The organism is Pedobacter sp. GW460-11-11-14-TSB4, from assembly GCF_059423705.1.
Map to the genome: position 1 here is coordinate 190,855 of NZ_JBWKYI010000003.1, position 18,034 is coordinate 208,888.

13 protein-coding genes are annotated in these 18,034 nt (G+C 40.4%); 6 read left to right on the forward strand and 7 right to left on the reverse strand.

All coding sequences use genetic code 11. The features are described 5' to 3' along the window. Nucleotides 1–2: 2 nt before the first annotated feature. The 3 genes from AC07YT_RS05320 to AC07YT_RS05330 form a co-directional block, all read right to left on the reverse strand. Nucleotides 3–3,044 (reverse strand): SusC/RagA family TonB-linked outer membrane protein, encoded by a 3,042-nt coding sequence (locus AC07YT_RS05320; RefSeq protein WP_086547159.1) that lies wholly within the window; start codon nucleotides 3,042–3,044, stop codon nucleotides 3–5. 222 nt (nucleotides 3,045–3,266) lie between these two features. Then, nucleotides 3,267–3,494 carry a hypothetical protein gene (locus tag AC07YT_RS05325; RefSeq protein WP_086547160.1) on the reverse strand — a complete coding sequence of 76 codons (228 nt, stop codon included), beginning with the start codon at nucleotides 3,492–3,494 and terminating at the stop codon, nucleotides 3,267–3,269. A gap of 369 nt (nucleotides 3,495–3,863) precedes the next feature. Then, on the reverse strand, nucleotides 3,864–4,745 hold the full coding sequence (locus AC07YT_RS05330; protein WP_086547161.1) for a LysR family transcriptional regulator: 882 nt from the start codon (nucleotides 4,743–4,745) through the stop codon (nucleotides 3,864–3,866). A 93-nt stretch (nucleotides 4,746–4,838) separates the two neighbouring features. Here AC07YT_RS05330 and AC07YT_RS05335 point away from each other — a divergent pair, with 93 nt between their 5' ends. Together AC07YT_RS05335 and AC07YT_RS05340 are read left to right on the forward strand one after the other, a co-directional pair. Beyond that, entirely contained in the window at nucleotides 4,839–5,561 is a 723-nt protein-coding gene (locus tag AC07YT_RS05335; protein WP_086547162.1) for a class I SAM-dependent methyltransferase, read from the forward strand. Nucleotides 5,562–6,296: 735 nt separating this feature from the next. After that, complete coding sequence (locus tag AC07YT_RS05340; protein ID WP_086547164.1) at nucleotides 6,297–6,767, forward strand: CBU_0592 family membrane protein; 471 nt, start codon at nucleotides 6,297–6,299, stop codon at nucleotides 6,765–6,767. On the opposite strand, the gene AC07YT_RS05345 is transcribed toward AC07YT_RS05340, so the two are convergent. Further along, nucleotides 6,739–7,362, reverse strand: coding sequence for a TetR family transcriptional regulator (locus tag AC07YT_RS05345; RefSeq protein ID WP_086547165.1), 624 nt, complete (start codon nucleotides 7,360–7,362; stop codon nucleotides 6,739–6,741). The two genes, AC07YT_RS05340 and AC07YT_RS05345, sit on opposite strands and share 29 nt — an antisense overlap. Before the next feature lie 194 nt (nucleotides 7,363–7,556). Between AC07YT_RS05345 and AC07YT_RS05350 the strand changes: the two genes are divergently transcribed. The 4 genes from AC07YT_RS05350 to AC07YT_RS05365 are packed head-to-tail and all read left to right on the forward strand — an operon-like array spanning nucleotide 7,557 to nucleotide 14,762. Continuing rightward, nucleotides 7,557–10,766 carry a SusC/RagA family TonB-linked outer membrane protein gene (locus tag AC07YT_RS05350; RefSeq protein WP_086547166.1) on the forward strand — a complete coding sequence of 1,070 codons (3,210 nt, stop codon included), beginning with the start codon at nucleotides 7,557–7,559 and terminating at the stop codon, nucleotides 10,764–10,766. A 30-nt stretch (nucleotides 10,767–10,796) separates the two neighbouring features. Continuing rightward, on the forward strand, nucleotides 10,797–12,587 hold the full coding sequence (locus AC07YT_RS05355; RefSeq protein ID WP_086547167.1) for a RagB/SusD family nutrient uptake outer membrane protein: 1,791 nt from the start codon (nucleotides 10,797–10,799) through the stop codon (nucleotides 12,585–12,587). A gap of 1 nt (nucleotide 12,588) precedes the next feature. After that, nucleotides 12,589–13,512, forward strand: coding sequence for a metallophosphoesterase family protein (locus AC07YT_RS05360; protein ID WP_494945198.1), 924 nt, complete (start codon nucleotides 12,589–12,591; stop codon nucleotides 13,510–13,512). A gap of 14 nt (nucleotides 13,513–13,526) precedes the next feature. Further along, nucleotides 13,527–14,762: an alkaline phosphatase family protein gene (locus tag AC07YT_RS05365; RefSeq protein ID WP_086547168.1), complete on the forward strand. Its 1,236-nt coding sequence runs from the start codon at nucleotides 13,527–13,529 to the stop codon at nucleotides 14,760–14,762. 59 nt (nucleotides 14,763–14,821) lie between these two features. On the opposite strand, the gene AC07YT_RS05370 is transcribed toward AC07YT_RS05365, so the two are convergent. From AC07YT_RS05370 to AC07YT_RS05380, 3 genes are all read right to left on the reverse strand, one after another. After that, nucleotides 14,822–15,763 carry a phosphatase PAP2 family protein gene (locus AC07YT_RS05370; RefSeq protein ID WP_086547169.1) on the reverse strand — a complete coding sequence of 314 codons (942 nt, stop codon included), beginning with the start codon at nucleotides 15,761–15,763 and terminating at the stop codon, nucleotides 14,822–14,824. Between the two features lies 1 nt (nucleotide 15,764). Next, on the reverse strand, nucleotides 15,765–16,385 hold the full coding sequence (locus tag AC07YT_RS05375) for a sterol desaturase family protein (protein ID WP_086547170.1): 621 nt from the start codon (nucleotides 16,383–16,385) through the stop codon (nucleotides 15,765–15,767). Between the two features lie 359 nt (nucleotides 16,386–16,744). Next, complete coding sequence (locus AC07YT_RS05380) at nucleotides 16,745–18,034, reverse strand: DUF4833 domain-containing protein (protein WP_086547171.1); 1,290 nt, start codon at nucleotides 18,032–18,034, stop codon at nucleotides 16,745–16,747.

Here is an 18,034-nt window from a genome sequence, read left to right on the forward strand (position 1 = left end):
GCTTATAAATCAATTTTTAAACCTAGTGTGAATGTTCTCGGCAAGGGCAGGCCATAACCTGTGTCTTCACCCACATAGTTAACCAGCTCTGGATCACCTCCGGTATAACTTTTCAGGGTATATACATTAAGCGCCGAGGCGTACACATAAATTTTCTTGAAATTTTTGCTGAAGTATTTGAATCTGGAAATGTCGTACCCTAAAGAAACAGACCTTAGTTTTGCATACGATCCGTTTTCAACAAAAATATCCTGATCGGTGCGGTACGATTGAACAGCACTCCATGGATTATAGGTCGGGTAATCGGCAACATCAATTCCTTTTTGCCAAAAAGTAATCTCATTTACAGAATTGATGTTGTTATTTCCGGTTTTGTTAATGAAATCGAGCTGATTTGCAGCAGATTGATTGATGATACTTCTTTTTAAGGCGAAATAGATGTTAAAATCAAGATTAAAACCTTTGTAACTCAGCGTACTGTTAAAATTTCCCACGATCCTTGGCAAATAACCGCCCATGGCCACTTTATCGTTTTCATCAATTACATAATCCCCATTCTGGTCTTTCCATTTAGGGTCACCACCATGAAGTTTCAGCCCTTTGTAGCTCATCATCTGAAAATTGGCGGGATTTACAGGAACATCAACATCGGTTTGGTAAACACCCTGACTTTGCAGCACCAGAATCTGATCAATCGGTTTTCCAACGGTTAGTTTTTGTGTTCCGATGGTTATTTCCTGAAGGTTGTTCGGCAATGCTTTCAGCGTATTTTTATTAAAAGCAATGTTAAAGTCTGTTGTCCAGCCTATTTTATTGGCTCTGGCTTTTAATATTTCGGCCGAAACTGCAAGTTCGATTCCTTTGTTATTTACATCTAATCCGCTTTTGTACTCTTTGGTATATCCCGATTCGGCATTAACCGGCACACCCAAAATCATCCGTTTATTGTTTTTAGAATAGAAGGATAATCTGGTTTGCAACCTGTTGTTAAAAAAGGCACCGTCTACACCAAGATCAAGCTCTTCTACATAAGCCCATGGAATATCATAACCAATCCAGCCCGAGCTATACGGTCTGGATAAAGTACCAATACCGCCATACGAGCCTACTGATTTATTAGAACTCCAGCCTAAATCGGTTACATACTGAGGACCAGCACCATACTGATCGGTAATATTAAGGGTGCCCAACCGACCATATGAGGCATTAAGACTTAAACTGCTGAGAATCGATTTTCCGGCTTTAATATATTTTGTAATGTCCCATTTGGTACTTAACGACGGTGAAAAAAACCACCTGTTATTGGCCTGCATATTCGATGCACCATCGGTACGGGCAATTACAGTAGCAAAAAACTCGTTGTTTAAGGTATAATCAAAGCTGCTGTAAAGAGAACTGACATTGATTTTCTGCTTGTCGGTAAACTTTTTGGTATAAAAACCTTCAGGCTGTAAATAATCGCTATGGCTAATGTCGCCGTCAACACTATTGATCCTGATGTAATCGCTGGTGCCTTTGTAACCTTGCAGGTAATTGTACTTGTTCACATCGAGCGAAATTGTATGCCCAAACAATGCTTTAAAAACATGGGTTTTATTTAGTGTAAAATTGTAAGCCAGCGAGTTATCTACATTTAAACGTTGGTTATAAGCATAAAAATTGGATACATAATTATTCCCGTCCATTAAAGTTGTAGGATAGAATAAATCTCTCATTCCCTCATTGTAATCGAATGATATCCGGGTAATGAAATCGAAGTTTTTATATTTTGCATTGGCAGAGAACGAGCCCTGAATTACATTATTGATGTTATTATCGATGGTTTTATTTTCATATTCGCTTAAATAGTTGCCATAAATATTTTTGTTGGGTGCTATCGGACTAATCAGATCGGGTATATATTGCATTTCGGCAAAACGATCTCTTAACGAACGGTTTCTATCACGGTTTAACCGCGTAGCATTAACCATGGTTGATATGGTAAGCCATTTTAGAGGAAGTACATTAATAAAAAAAGATGCATTGTACCTATTGAGTCGTGTATCGTCAGCATTACCTGCATTAGAAGTGTTACCGGCAAAAAACCTGAAATTAGATCTCGACGTTCCGCCTGTTATACTGGCATTTATGGTGTGTAAGGCCGAATTTTTATAGTAAAGATCGGTCCAGTCTGATCTGCCATAATAATTTTCGTTAGTGGCATCAGCCAGATACGAAGGGTATTTATCAAAATCTTCGGCAGTGGCATATTTATTATAAAAAATACGGCGTAAAAGGCTTTCGTCCCGACCATTGGTGGTGGTTATCTTATTTTTGGTTGCATAGCCGTAATAACTGTTAATAGAAATTTCACGGTTACCCTGATGGGCATTTTTGGTGGTAATTAATATTGCACCATTTGCAGCACGTGGGCCATAGATAGATAAAGCAGCCAAATTGCTGACCACGTTTATGGATTGAATATTATCGAGATCGATAGAAGACAATAAATTGGTGGCTGGCCCAATTGGGGAGAAATCATACTCCTGGATGGTATAAACAAAGGGATTATCGCCGATTAAGGGAATCCCATTGATAAAAACAGCGGGTTGTGCTTCGGCAATATTGGTTTTCGAAAGCAAAGGCCTGCTTAAGCCCCTTAACAACATCGATTGATCTGCGCTGCCAGGTTCCCCGGTAATTTCCTGTACATATAAGCCCTTCGAGTTACTCTTTAATGCTTGCTGTAAAGAAATAAAAGGATAAATACTAATGTTGCTGAGTTTTACGGTATCTACATTTCTCTTCGATACATAACTCACCAACACAACCGAATCGATAGAAACGGGCTGTTTTGCTTTTTTTGTCGTATCCTGAAAATAGCTGTTATTGGAAACGGCTCTAAGGTAATCTGTTTCTTTTCCGTACGACTTAAGGCTAAGTATACCGGTAAACATGATCGATGCCATTAAAAATAAGGCCATCTTTCCTGGTATGTTTTTAAGTGACCAGACCTGGGAAAGCTTTTTAATGTAATGATCCAATTCTTGATTTTTTTCGTTCATTTTAAATAATGTTTGTTGGCTTAACTATTTAAAAACAGCAATACAATCCCATCCAAACCTTTCGGTTTAGGCAAATAAATTCCCACACCATTTTTATGGCAATGCTTCAGGAAAAGAAATGACAAAGTCTAATGGGGCTGCTCTCCATCAAGTTCTGTTGTTCTTTTTCTTTGGGCTGGAAACTGTTTAGCTGTTTTTACCTTTGTAATTTTGTGCCGGGCTTTAATTCGGAATTAAATGTTGACCTGGAAATGAAAAGTATTTGACATGATCAAATTTTAGTGTTACCAGGATCATTTTAGGATAAGGCAGCACATTAAACATTTCGGTTAAAGCTTTAAGGTGTAGCAGTAAGGGGGAACGGAAAAACGCAGCGGAGACACAGCGTTTAATTTGCTCCGGATTAACCTTCAAAAGATCTAGCTTGTGAAGTAGTTGTTTTTTCATCATTGTTGGTTTTGGTTAATTGCTTATAAACATGCTTTAGGTAGACATACTTATAACGTTCTCATATCTTCCTGAAGCCAGGAAGGATACGTGTTTGGTTAAATCAAAACTGGTGTATTATCCGTTAAAAAAGGGTGAAAATTGTTAAAGAAAGGATAGAAAATTGGACACAATCAACTAAATATCAAGCTATTTAGCTTAAAACCAGAGATAGGAATATTTTATGCAAGGTGTTTATGTTTAACAACCGCATCGAATGTAACCGCCACCTATATCATAAAAAGGAGCATGCAACTAACAGCGGAAAACACAGGTGTTTACCCATTAAAGGGTATCGTAAGTAAGAGGAGATTCTTTTTTGAGTGAATTAATTCAATTTAACTGGGTATAATGTTTAATAAACCAGGTTAAGGCCGGGTTTTTATTCGATTCTTTATAAGCCAGTACCACTTCAGTATTAACGGGAATAGCATCAAATTCAATAAAAGATACTTTCAACTGTGCATATTGCTTTTTTAACGACAAGGGCAAAATAGATACACCCAAACCTGCTTCTACCAATTGTAATATAGAGTGCACATTGTTAGCCTCATGGGTAATGTCGGGGCTAAAGCCCATCCGCTGGCAAATCTCCATCAGTTTCTGGTTATACTGGGGTGCAAAATCTTTATTAAAGAAGATAAACGGACTTTTCTTCAAGAAATCGGCGAGTCCGTTTTTTGCATCAATTTTTTGATCCGTTAAAGGAATAACCACTACAAAGGGATCAAAAAATAAAGATTCTACTTTTAATTTTTCCGATAAAACCGGAGCTCTTAAAATTCCCACATCTAAACCACCATGTTCTAACTCTTTAATTTGGGCGAGTGTAGGTACTTCGAATAAACTTGTTTTCAGGTAAGGAAATTCCTGATGCATCAATTTTAAAATTTCGGCAAGCTGCGATTGATAAACCGAACTGATATAACCAATCTTTAATTCGCCGCTAACGCCCCCATGAATCTTACGAACCACTTCTTTACTTTCTTCCAGTTTGGCAAACATGGCGTCTACTTCAACCTTAAAATACCTGCCTGCATTGGTTAATGCAACCCGCTTATTATTCCGAACAAATAACTGTACACCAAGTTCTTCTTCAAGCTCTTTAATCTGCCTGCTCAAAGGAGGTTGCGAGATAAAAAGTTTGCTTGCTGCTTTGGTAAAATGAAGTTCTTCCGCAACAGTTTTAAAATACAGCAGATGTCTGAGTTCCATATTTATAATACCTTTAAAGTATCGTTTTATGCTAAAATTGATATTTTACAAATATGATTAACCGCACTAACTTTACAAAAAAAATTTAAAGCAATGAATAAAGATTTTTCGCACAAGGCAACCAATGAAGAGATTAAAACCAGGTTTGATAACGATGTAGAACGTTTCTCGAACTTAGAGAGCGGACAACAAACCACCATCGATGCACCACTTACCATGGAGCTTTGCACCGGAGCGGCTAAATATATTAATCCTAATGCGAAAGAACTGCTGGATATTGGATGTGGTGCAGGCAATTATACCTTAAAAATGCTCAGTAAAATTCCAAACCTTAACTGTACCCTTAACGATTTGAGTTTACCAATGCTGGAACGTGCAAGAGACAGGGTATCGGCACAAACGACCGGAAAAATAACCATTGTGCAGGATGATATGCGCAACCTGAATTTACCCGATAATCATTTCGATATTATACTTGCTGCTGCAACATTTCATCATTTGCGAACCGATGCCGACTGGGAACTCGTTTTTTCTAAAGTTTACCAGGCTTTAAAACCCGGAGGCAGCATCTGGATTTCGGACCTTATTGCGCACGATTCGGTATTAATTGATCATCTTTTTAAAGATCAATACGGGGCCTATCTCGAAACCCTTGGTGGTGCCGCATATAAACAGCAGGTATTTGATTATATTGAATATGAAGATACGCCACGCTCTTTAAACTATCAACTGGCTTTATTGCAAAAAGTTGGGTTTAGCGTTACCGAGATCTTACACAAAAACTCTTATTTTGCGGCATTTGGTGCAATAAAATAAAGAAAGATGATGATAGGTGATATTTAACCAGTATTACCTATCATCATCACCCGGGCAAATACTCAAACTGATCTGATGCGGTCTAATGTCCTATAAGTCCTTTTCAGGAACAGCAAATTAAATATCCCTCTTGTAAATTGTCATTCACTGATTTGATGTGATTTTCTGCCAAGTACCCAGCGGTTACGCATGCACCGGTAACACCGGTAACGTTTCATAGGTAACCAGAAAAACAGGGTTTTCATGATAAATGTCCGTGGAATTCTTTCCAAATCCGATTTATCGCCCTTACCGCAAGGACATACACCTTGCAAATGGTCGTTCCCGGCTGATTCGATTACTGCTGTCATGACACAAAAAATTGAAAACTTATACTAAACACATGGATAAGCAAAAATATAGCGCAAATGTTAATATAAAATAACCTGTTGAATATCAAAACAAGCTTCAGCGCTCTGTATCTGGAAAATTCCGCTGTTATTTCCTGATCTTTCTATAATACCTGGCTATTTTTTTAGCATCTTTTTTAAATGTTTTTATACAATCTTCTATTTCCTTCTTCGATCATATTTCCACCCTGGCCTTAACCACCTGCTTAAAACGACCTACTGTAAGCAGCTGGTTTTTACTATCGCGAAATTTCACATTCGGAAAAAGTTCTATAATATGACGTTTATTTCTTTCCCTGATTTCGCTTAGTTTGGTAAAAGATCTTGACTTTGTATCGCTGTTACAATGTTCAAATCCATATTTACTTTTGTTTCAGTTAAATATACCAGTTTGTGTTTAAAACACACCCTGCTAAATAAAATATATAACTCAATAAACCAATCAAGGTTAGCAGTTTATGCAGGCTATAAAAACCAAAGCGATGTAATTTTTTGCCTGATCGTTCCTATAGATGTAACCACATTATTTCATAGCTTTACGAGCAAACAATACAACATGATGAACTTAGTGATGTCAATTATCGGATGGTGTGGAGTGGTATTTTGTACGCTTGGCTATCTTTTCTTAAGCATGAAATTAATCCGTGCCGATTCACTCGCTTTTCAGGCTCTCAATATATTGGGTGGTTTGTGTTTAGCCATAACCGCGTTAGACACCCACGATCTGCCAAATGCCGCAGCAAATGTCCTCTGGATGTCTATTGGTTTATATGCTTTAAGCAGGCAGTTTAGCAAGCGGGAGCAGAAGCAGCCTTAAGGGGCGAGATAGAAAGGGCATCGTATGCTTTTTGTTTATAATAAGCCAAACGATCTAAATAGGCTTTTTTATCGCTTTCCATTGAAAGGTAAAAATAAGCACCATCTACCAGTACAAAAATAAAATCAGCAGCAACCTGTGGGTTCTCCACATTCGTAATGTGCTGTTCATTACATTGTTCAATCATCAGGGCCAGACCATTGCGAAGTGCATCTAAAATAAGTTTATACTTCAGCTTGATCTTTTTCTCCCTAAATGCCAAAGCATAGAAGGTGTAAAACAATCCGTCATCAAAAAGCAGGTTCCACTTTTTAGAAAACAGCATTTCAATTGTGGCTTGTAAATCGGCTAAGTTTGCTTTCCCTTTATTCTTTATGGTATAGATCAGTAAATACCGGTCGAGTATGTGGTCGATCAGTTCATAAGTCAGTCCTTCTTTCGTTTCAAAATAGTGGATAATCAGGCTTGGGTTAATATCCATTACCTTCGCAATCTTGGCAATAGAGGTATTTTCGTAGCCCTCTTTCTTCGCTACCTGGTAAAATACCTTGATAATTTCCAGTCGTCTTGTCTCTTTTAGGCTTTTGCGTCCCATCGTGCAGTTAATTTAATTAGGCAAACTAATCAAAAGTAGCTGTATTGTGCAAATTTATTTTTTTAAATAGATTGAATGAACATTCAATTAATATATTAATTTAGTCTTAACTTAACCTTAATATGATATGTTCAATTTAGCGCCGCTGAAAAGCACCTATCATTCCAAATCAAACAACTAAATAATTAAGAAAAATGAAAAAAAAGTTACTCTGGATCTTTTCCTTACTGATCCTATCCGCCAGTGGCTTTGCCCAGGGGATCGCCATTAAAGGGGTGGTTTCTGATGCAAAGACGGGCGAAACGCTCCCTGCTGTAAACATTACTGTTAAAGGAACAAACTTACACATCGCCACCAACAGCAGCGGCGTGTACAGCTTAAGCAGCGTAAAACCAGACGCTACGCTTATTTTTTCCTACATCGGCTACAAACAACAGGAAATTGCCGTTGGTGGCAGAACAAAAATTGATGTTTCGCTATCTCCTGACTTTGCCAACCTCGATGAGGTGGTGGTAGTTGGCTTTGGAACCAAGAAAAAAATCAATGTTGCCGGTGCAATTGATCAGATTTCGGGAAAACAGCTCGAATCGAGACCGGTAACCAACGTATTACAGGGTTTACAGGGTATCAGTCCCGGGTTGAATATCACTTATGCAGGTGGTGCACCGGGCAGTGTACCCAACATCAACATCAGGGGATATACTTCCATTAACGGTGGCTCGCCACTAGTGGTTATTGATGGGATTCCTGCTACCAGCAATGATGATATGTTACGCTTAACCCCATCTGATATCACTTCGTTTACGGTATTACGTGATGCGGCATCGGCAGCCATTTATGGGGCACGTGCCGCATTTGGCGTAATTCTGATTACCACTAAACAAGGTGCTGCAGGCAATAATGTTATTAGCTACAATACCACGCAATCATGGGGAAAACCAACCTTATTACCTAAACCGGTAACCGATCCGTATATTTTTTCGAGGGTTTTGGAAACCTCTACCGATAATACACCATGGGATTATGTGAATTATAACGATGAATATTATCGCTGGGCAAAAGAAAGATCTGATAACCCTTCTATAGCCGATACCCGATTAAATCCAACCGATCCTACCAAATGGGCTTACATGGGCAGCAACGATTGGTATAATTACTTTTTCAATAACGCCAGTTTATCTAAAAGCCATACCCTTACCTTTTCAGGTGGTGCAGCCGTAAACGAAAAACCTTTAACCTACTATCTTTCGGCAGATTACAGCCGGGATAACGGGCTAAACAAACTTACTGCCGATTATTGGGACCGCTATGGTTTAAGGTCAAAAGTGGGCTTTTCTCCGCTTTCCTGGCTTAAAGTGGATAATAACCTGAATATTTATCAAACCAAACGGGCGCTTCCCAACGGAAACATTACCGATCTGTATTACCTCATGCCTACTGATGTAGCTACAAACCCTGATGGCACCTGGGCAAATACGGCTGCCGGTAAACTGGCTGCAAAACTTGTTGATGGCGGAAATAACCTTCAGAATATGTTCGGTTTCCAGAATATTACCAGCGCTACGGCTTTATTTTTAAAAGGCGATCTTCAGGTAAATGCAGATGCATCTTTCAAGCGTGAACTCTGGAAAACACATAACGACAGTAAAAAATACAAAATTGGCTATGGCCCGAATGATATCCGCGAAGAAGGTGGAACAGGTTCAGTAACCGAAAACAATGGTTACCTGTATAACAATGCCTTTAACATATACAGTACATACAAAAAAACCTTAGGCGATCATTTTTTCAGTGCCATGGTAGGCTTTAACAGCGAAGATTATAGCTATTCTACCGTAAATGCGAGTAAAGACATACTCATTTCTTCTTCTCTGCCCTATTTATCGCTTACCAGCGGTACGGCAACAGCCAGCGCAGGTTATTCGGCTTATGCAACCAACAGTGCATTTTCGAGATTAAATTACACCTACAAAAACAGGTACATCCTGGAAGCGACCGGGAGGTATGATGGTTCATCGCGTTTCCCGATAGACAGACGCTGGGGATTTTTCCCTTCGGCATCGCTTGCCTGGATAGCAAGTGCTGAAGATTTCTTTAAACCATTATTATCTACCGTTTCTTCTTTCAAACTCCGTACCTCATACGGTGATCTTGGAAACCAGAATGTGGGCGATTTTGGTTATATCCAATCTCTGGTACCAGGTACTTCAGGTTATTTAATTGGTGGCAATGGCCAGAATCAGGTGATTAATGGCGCTCCGGGACTAAGCGTTGATCCTCAAACTTATACATGGGAAAGGGTTTCTACCTTGAATATGGGTACCGATATTGGCCTGCTGAACGATAAACTTTCTTTCACTTTCGATTATTATATCCGCGATACCAAAGGCATGCTTACTGCCGGTCAGGAACTGCCGGGTGTGCTGGGTACAGGTGTGCCACGCCAGAATTCGGCCGATCTGCGCACCAAGGGATGGGAGCTTTCGGTAACCTACAGAGACCGGTTTGATCTCGGTTCGAAACCTTTCAGCTTTGATGCAAAAGTATTCCTGGCTGATTCTAAAGCCAAAATTACCAAGTTCAAAAATGACCAGAACCTGTTTTCAAATTACCGCGAAGGACAGGTTCTTGGAGAAATATGGGGATTACAAAATGATGGCGTTTTCCGCAGTAAAGCAGAAATTGCCGCTTTAGATGAATCTGCACTTATTCCATGGGGTGCCCTTTCTATTGTTGAGGGATGGCCAAAATATATAGATCTTGACGGCAACAAAAAAATAGAAAAAGGACTGAGCTCAAACGATCCAAAGGATTTAAAAATCATTGGAAACAGCTCCGATCGTTATACCATTGGTGCCAACCTGAATATGGATTGGGGTGGTTTCGATCTTGCCATATTTTTACAGGGCGTACTAAAAAGAGATTTTTACCCTCACCACTATCTTTTCTGGGGACCATATCAACAACCTTATGCTAACGTTTATCCATGGAACCTTGATTTTTACCGTGGAGCAGCCGATTCGCCTGAACAAAGAGCCAAACACTCGGCTTCCTATATTGCTGCCGGACTTGCTGATGCCAATACCGACTCGCAGTATCCGGTATTACAATCGTGGCTTGCTGATGCCAATTATGGATCGGGTTTAGATATTCCCCAAACTAAATATTTGTTAAATGGTGCTTACCTGAGGATCAAAAATGTATCGCTTGGTTATACCCTACCGGTTCAATGGACTAAAAAGTTTCATGTAAACCGTCTTCGTGTATTTGTTACCGGCGAAAACCTGTATGAGTTTTCTTCCATCAAGAAATTCATCGACCCGGAAGCGGTTAACCAGGGGCCAAGTGCCTGGGCATATCCTTATCAACGCAGATATGCTTTCGGTTTAAACCTCGATTTTTAACCTAAGCCCTCACATTTAAATCATTTTAAAATGAAAAAGTATATATATATCGTATTTATTGCAGCTGTGGGTATGCTCGCCGCCTGTAAAAAAGCTGGTCTGGACCGTTTTCCACAAACCTCCATCTCTCCTAACCTGTTCTTTAATACCGAAAGTGATCTTTCACTTTATGTAAATGGTTTGCTCTCTCAACCAGACCGCAATACTTATCTAAACGATCAGAGTACCGATAACGTAGCCACTACCGCCGCAGTTGAGGTGAAAAACATGATGGCGGGTAACGCGAATGCCCAGAATATTACCACCGGCTGGAGCTGGAGCAGATTAAGAAACATTAACTACTTTCTGGAGAATTACGGAAAAGCGCAGGTTTCTGCTGCCGTTAAAAATCACTACGCAGGTTTAGCCCGGTATTACCGCGCTGAATTCTATTTAGACAAAGTAAAACGTTTCTCTGATGTACCCTGGTATTCGGGCACCCTGGAGCCAGGTGATGAGGAATTGTACAAAGCCCGTGATCCGAGAACAATGATTGCCGATAGTATCATGGCAGATCTGGATTTTGCCTATAAAAATGTAAGGGAAAGTGTTCCGGTGGGTACCCCGGGAAAATGGGCCGTTGCTACGTTATATGCACGGGCGGCACTTTACGAGGGTACTTATCGCAAATATCACAATGAGCTGAATTTAAGCAGCTCGGCAAATACTTTTTTAGAAACCGCAGCCAGAATTTCCGGGGAGATCATCGCTGGCAAAAAGTTTAACATTTACAACACCGGAAAACCGGAACAGGATTATGCCACACTTTTCTCCAGTCAGGATTTAACAGCCAATAACGAAGTGATTTTGGTTAATATCTTTGATTTGAGTAAGAGCAAAAGCCAGAATGTGAACGGGACAGTATTTGGCGATTATGAGCAGGCACCAGCCAAAGACCTCTTGCAAACGTATTTAATGAAAGATGGAAGTAGGTTTACCGATGTTGCCAATTATGCTCAACTGGGTTTTGTGGCAGAATTTAAAAACCGCGATCCGCGAATGTCGCAAACCATGGTTTATCCGGGATGGATCAGGGTACCCGATCCTACGCCCTATATCCAACGCTTAAACAAAAACTTTACCGGCTACCACCAGCTAAAGGGTTATGTAAACAGTACCGATAATGCGATTTTAAACGGTGTAGATTTTCCGGTATACCGCTATGCAGAAGTGCTGTTAACCTATGCGGAAGCGCTTGCTGAATTAGGTACTTTAAGTCAAACACAGCTCGACCAATCGGTAAATCTGCTTCGTAAAAGAGCGGGTCTGCCTGATCTCAATCTGGCAACAGCTAACGCTAATCCCGATCCCGCATTACAATTGCAATATCCAAATGTTACGGCTAATGCAGGTGTTATCCTGGAAATTAGAAGGGAGCGCAGGGTAGAATATGCTTTTGAAAACATGAGGTTTGATGATTTAATGCGCTGGAAAGTGGGCAAACTGCTTACTAAAAGCCCTGAAGGCATGTTTTTCGCCGGACTGGGCAAGTACGACCTTACCGGTGATGGTGTTGATGATATCATTTTGATCGACAGAACAGCAACTATTCCCGGTGAAGATCAGAAAGAAAAGAATTCACTTGGGGTAAAACTTATTTATTACCGTGCTGGATTAATCGGAACGGATGCAACGGTTTATTTAAAGAACGGCAATACCGGGGGAAATATCGTAACAGAAAATGCGACCAGAAACTTTGAGGAACCAAAATTCTATTATCGTCCTGTTCCGCAGCAACAAGTAATCCTGAACCCGAAACTGAAACAAATTTTTGGCTGGTAAGATGGCAGAAATAAAAAGAAGGTCTTTACTAAAGGCCATAGGACTATCAGCAGGTGCTGCATTTTCAGGCACACTCCCTGCCCTGGCTTCGGAAACACTGCTGGAAAAACCAAAAGGCAAAAAACTGGTCCTTACTGTACCGCATATTACTGATGTGCACATCCGTATTGGAGACAATGCCCCTGAGCGGTTTAAAGCATGTTTAAAACAGATTATCGGCAAACATAAAGTTGATTTCTTCTTAAACGGAGGCGACTCGATCAACGATGCTTCCTACGATAATGTGCTGCGCAACCAGGTAACCGAACAATGGGCTATTTGGGATGACTGCATTAAAACAATTGATCAATACGAAGTACACAGCTGTATCGGCAACCACGATACCTGGTGGAAGGCGCCAACAAAAGACGATGAAATGTATGGAAAGAACTATGTGGTAAAAAGGCTGAAAATCCCTAAACGTTATTATAGTTTCTCCAAAAAGAACTGGCATTTCATTATCCTTGACGGGAATAACAGTAAAATTTCGCTTGATGATGAGCAATATAACTGGCTTGAGCAGGAGTTAAAAAACCTGCCTGCCGGTACGCCTACCCTGCTGATGTCGCACTATCCAATTCTGGGCACTACCCAGGTATTGGTTGGTGGCGGCCATTCGGATTGTAAAAAGCTGAAAGATCTTTTCTACAAACACCGCGATAAGGTAAAAATCTGCCTGAGTGGTCATAATCATCTTTCCGATCAAACCGTTTACAATGGTGTTCGATACTGCTGCAATGGGGCCATGAGTGGTTTTTGGTGGGGCAAGGGCGATGCAGAATCGGCAGGCCCAGGCTATTACCTCGAAACGCCACCCGGATATGCATTACTTAAAATGTATGATGACGGAACAGTTGAAAATGAATATTTCCCACACACTTTCTAATCAAGGACAGAACCATGTTATTAAGAACAATTATTTTCGCCTGCTGTGTTTCTTTATCTCTGCCGGTACTTGCCCAAAACAGGACGCGTAAAGTCGTCTATGTAATCGCCGATGGTATCCCTGCCGATGTAATGGAACGTTTGAACTTACCGAATTTCAAAAAGATCATCTCAGCAGGATCCTATTCGCGCATGCATGTGGGTGGCGATAAAGCCAGTTATAACGAGACACCAACCATTTCGGCCGTGGGCTACAACAGTTTACTTACCGGTACCTGGGTGAATAAACATAACGTGCCCGATAATGATATAAAAGCGCCTAATTACAATTATCAGCACATTTTCAGGCTGTTTAAAAATCAGTATCCGCAGAAAAAAACAGCGATTTTCTCCAGCTGGACCGATAACCGGACCAAACTCCTTGGCGATGATCTTGCTGAAACCGGCAACTTTAAGCCCGATTTTGTAGCAGACGGTTACGAGTTAGATACAGCGCGCTTTAAACATGATAAAAATTCGGCCTACATGCACCTTATTGATGAGGAAGTGGTTAAACAGGCAGCCAGCATCATTCACGATAAAGCGCCGGATCTTTCGTGGGTATACCTCGAATATACCGATGATATGGGACACCGTTATGGTGATAGTCCGGAGTTTTATAAAGCTATTGAGATGCTGGACAAACAAATGGGCCAGATTTGGGATGCCATTACTTACCGTCAACAGCAATTTAAAGAAGACTGGTTGATCGTCATCACAACCGATCATGGACGTGATGAAAAAACCGGCCGCGGACATGGCGGACAATCTGAGCGTCAACGTTCAACCTGGATGGTGAGCAATTATAAAAACCTGAATACTTATGCCCAGTACTTCGATCTTGGTGTAGTAGACATTATGCCTTCAATTGCCCGTTTTCTCCAGGTAAAACTACCCGAAAATGTAGCACAGGAAATTGATGGCACACCATTTATCGGACCGGTATCCATAGCAGGATTAAAATTAAATCATGTACAAAACCATCTCGACATTAGCTGGAAAGCACTGGAAAAGAAAGGTAAAGTAAAAATTTGGCTGGCAACGACGAATAATTTTAAAACTGGTGAAAAAGACAATTATCAGCTTTTGGCCGAAGTAGATGCCAGTCAGCAGCACTACCTTGCTGATCTTAAAAATTATCCTTCAACTTTTTATAAAATACTACTCGAAGCACCAGATAATATGCTCAACAAGTGGATAACGGTTAAGTAATCCGTTTCATTTTATCCTAAGCCCAATAGCTGATCGTTTAAGATCGGGTATTGGGCTTTTTAATTACCAATGGCCCTTATCATATTCGCAACCAGGTGTTTTAACCGGGTATGATGTATTAAATAATGGAAAGAAATGATCCCCAAAAGCGCACAGCTTAATCCAGCCAATACATCAAGCGTATAATGATGGCTGGTATAAACAGCCGAAAACCATATGCCTAACATTACCGTAAAAAAGAAAATATTGATTTTGCCCAGACGGTTTTTTAAACCATAATAAACAACAATAACAGGGTATGATGAATGTAGCGATGGCATCGCTGCAAATACATTAGAGCCTTTGCTGTATATCCCCTGAAAAAGCGTAATGTTAAAATAATGATCGAACCGGGCTAATCCGGCAGTATTTCCTGCGGTTTTGGCTATAAATTCGAAGCCATGTTCCTGCACATACCAGGGTGGTGCTGCCGGAAAAGCATAATAAACCACAAAACCCAATAAGTTTACCCACACAAAGGTGAGCGAAAACTGAACAAACTGCTCTTTATTTTTAAAGAAAAGATAAGTGGCAAAAGCCAGCGGAACCGGTACCCACATCAGATAGAAAAAGCCTGTCAATACATCTAAAAATGTAGTGCTGTTCATCTTCCAATACTCGTTAGGGCTAAGTATTAATCCATGATGATGAATACCAAATAGTTTTTTTTCCAGCTCATATAAATCTTTAATATGTACCTCGTTAAACAGATAGTTTGGGAAGGCTTTCATGTAATCAAACAGAATCCAGTAAACAATAAAGATTGAAAAACCTAAGATAAAGCGCCTTGCTCCCGCGGAGATGAAGAATAAGGCATTAAAAATAAAAATCAGTACCAGCTGATCGGTTTTAAAGCCGACCAGAAGTATCGATAACAATAGGTATCCAACAGATAAAGCAGCTGTTAGATAAATAGTCCGAAGATTATAAAAGTTGTTTTTAAGCAATACTTCTTGCTGCATTTTATTTTTTATCAAAATTAGACCTAAAAATATGGTCCCAAAAAGTCCAGCTTACCCCATAACCTTTGGTAGAATCGGAATAGTGGTGAAGCATGTGGTGGTGTTTTAATTTTTTCCAGAAACCGCTTTTAAAATTGGCGTGATGAAGCGCATAATGCACCATGTCGTAAAAGAGATAACCGATCATAAAACCGGAGAAAAATGGGTAAACTACCGTATCGGGCAATAACCAATCGAAAAGAAAGTAAAAACCCAAAGCCATGGGAATACTTGCCGAAGGCGGCATCACTAACCTTTTGGCATCGTTGGGATAATCGTGGTGTACACCATGAAAAATGAAATGGATCTTTTTGCCCCACTCCGCTTCCGGTTCGAAATGGAAAACATAGCGGTGTAAAATGTATTCGGTGATGGTCCAGATACCCAGGCCAAGTAAAAACCAAGCTGCAAAATTTAAAACGGGCATTTCGATTTCCACTAATGCTTTCCAAAAAAGAAAGGCAATCACCGGAACATAAACAATCAAGGGTACATAAAACCGAACTTTGGATAAACTTTCCAAAAAGTCATGTTTAAACATCCTGATGGATGCGGTGGAATTTGAAACAAAATTCTTTTTCATTTGGTAAAATTATTTAAACTGGTCTTCGACTCTGTTCACCATTAATCGTCATCCTGAACTTGTTTCAGGATCTTTATAATGAACGAATCGCTAAAAGGTCTTCGAATCCGTTCAGACAGACAAATCATATAATCGATCGTCATTCCCGCGCAGGCGGGAATCTTAAAGCTTATCGCATTACGATCCTCAATCAAGTTGGGAATGACGACCTAATAAAGGTCTTCGGCTCCTCCTTGGTTCGTCATCTCGACTGAAGCGAAGCGGAACGGAGAGATCTTTGAATATAGATTTCTCGGCTACGTTGCACTCCGCTCGAAATGACGAACAGCCAGGAAACGCTACCCGCATAACGCCCTCCGCTAAACCTTAATCCTTTCAATCAATACTTTTGAAGGTTCCGAAGCATCAAAACCTTTTATTTCTACATATTTCACATTCGGGAACCAAAAGGTACCGCCTTCAATCCGAAGGAATATCCGCTCCAGTTGCATTTTTTTATTATTAATGGTGGCAAAAACGTGGTATTTTTTATCTGCGCCAGATTTATTTAAGTACATCGGCAGTTTTTTATGTGAGGTAAACCGAAGTTCGAACTGACCATTACCCAGATTTTTGCTGATGATACCATAGGCAAATTTCCGCTGGATATAACTTAAATCTTTCTTTTCACCATTATCCCCGTACCGCATCCAAAATACATTTACAGGCTGATCTTTATCTACCACACCATGTTTATCTACATTTAACTGGCAGATAATGGTGTTGGTATTCGGATCGCGCTGTAAATAAAACAACTGATTACTGATGTCTTTCGGCGTAGGGAAAGTAATCGGAGAAGGATCAGCGGCCTGTGCATTTGCGTTGAAGGAAAACATGCCACCTAAACTCGTCATCAACACCAAACCTGCAATTAACGCAGCTTTGTGATTTCCTTTTCGCTCATTAAACTCCTGTGCTTCGAGTCCTCTTTTTGCCTCTTGTAACCGTTTAACCGCCGTAATATTGGTTAACACGGCCATTACTGTAATGGGCATGGTAAAAATCGACATCGTTTCGAAAACATGGAATGAAATACCTGGCACATAAACCTTATAATCGCCCCCCATAAAATGACCCGCAATACCACAGGCAATGGCAAAAACACCAATGGTTACCACACGCTCTGGTCGCTGCATTAAACCACCTTTACACTCCACGCCCAAACCTTCGGCCCTTGCACGGGTATAACTCACCATCATCGAGCCAATCAGCGCGATAAAGGCAAACAAGGAACTTAAGAAATAATGATGCGCTACGAGATAATAACAGATCCCCAAAAACATAATCATCTCACTATAACGATCAAGCACCGAATCGTAAAGCGCACCAAACTTCGAGCTCATGTTGCCCAAACGGGCCACCTGACCATCGAGCATATCGAACAGGCCGGCAAAAAGCACCAGCGCCCCGCCCCAACCAATGTATGACATGTCGCCGCGGTTAGATTTTTCGGCACCCAATACAAAAATAACCGCTACACCAATATTCAGGATCAAACCTATGGTGGTTACGGCATTAGGTGTTAAACCTATTTTAATCAATCCCTTTACAAAAGGATTGATCACTTTATATATGCCCTGTTGCAGACTGTCCCTTAATTTTTTTTCCAT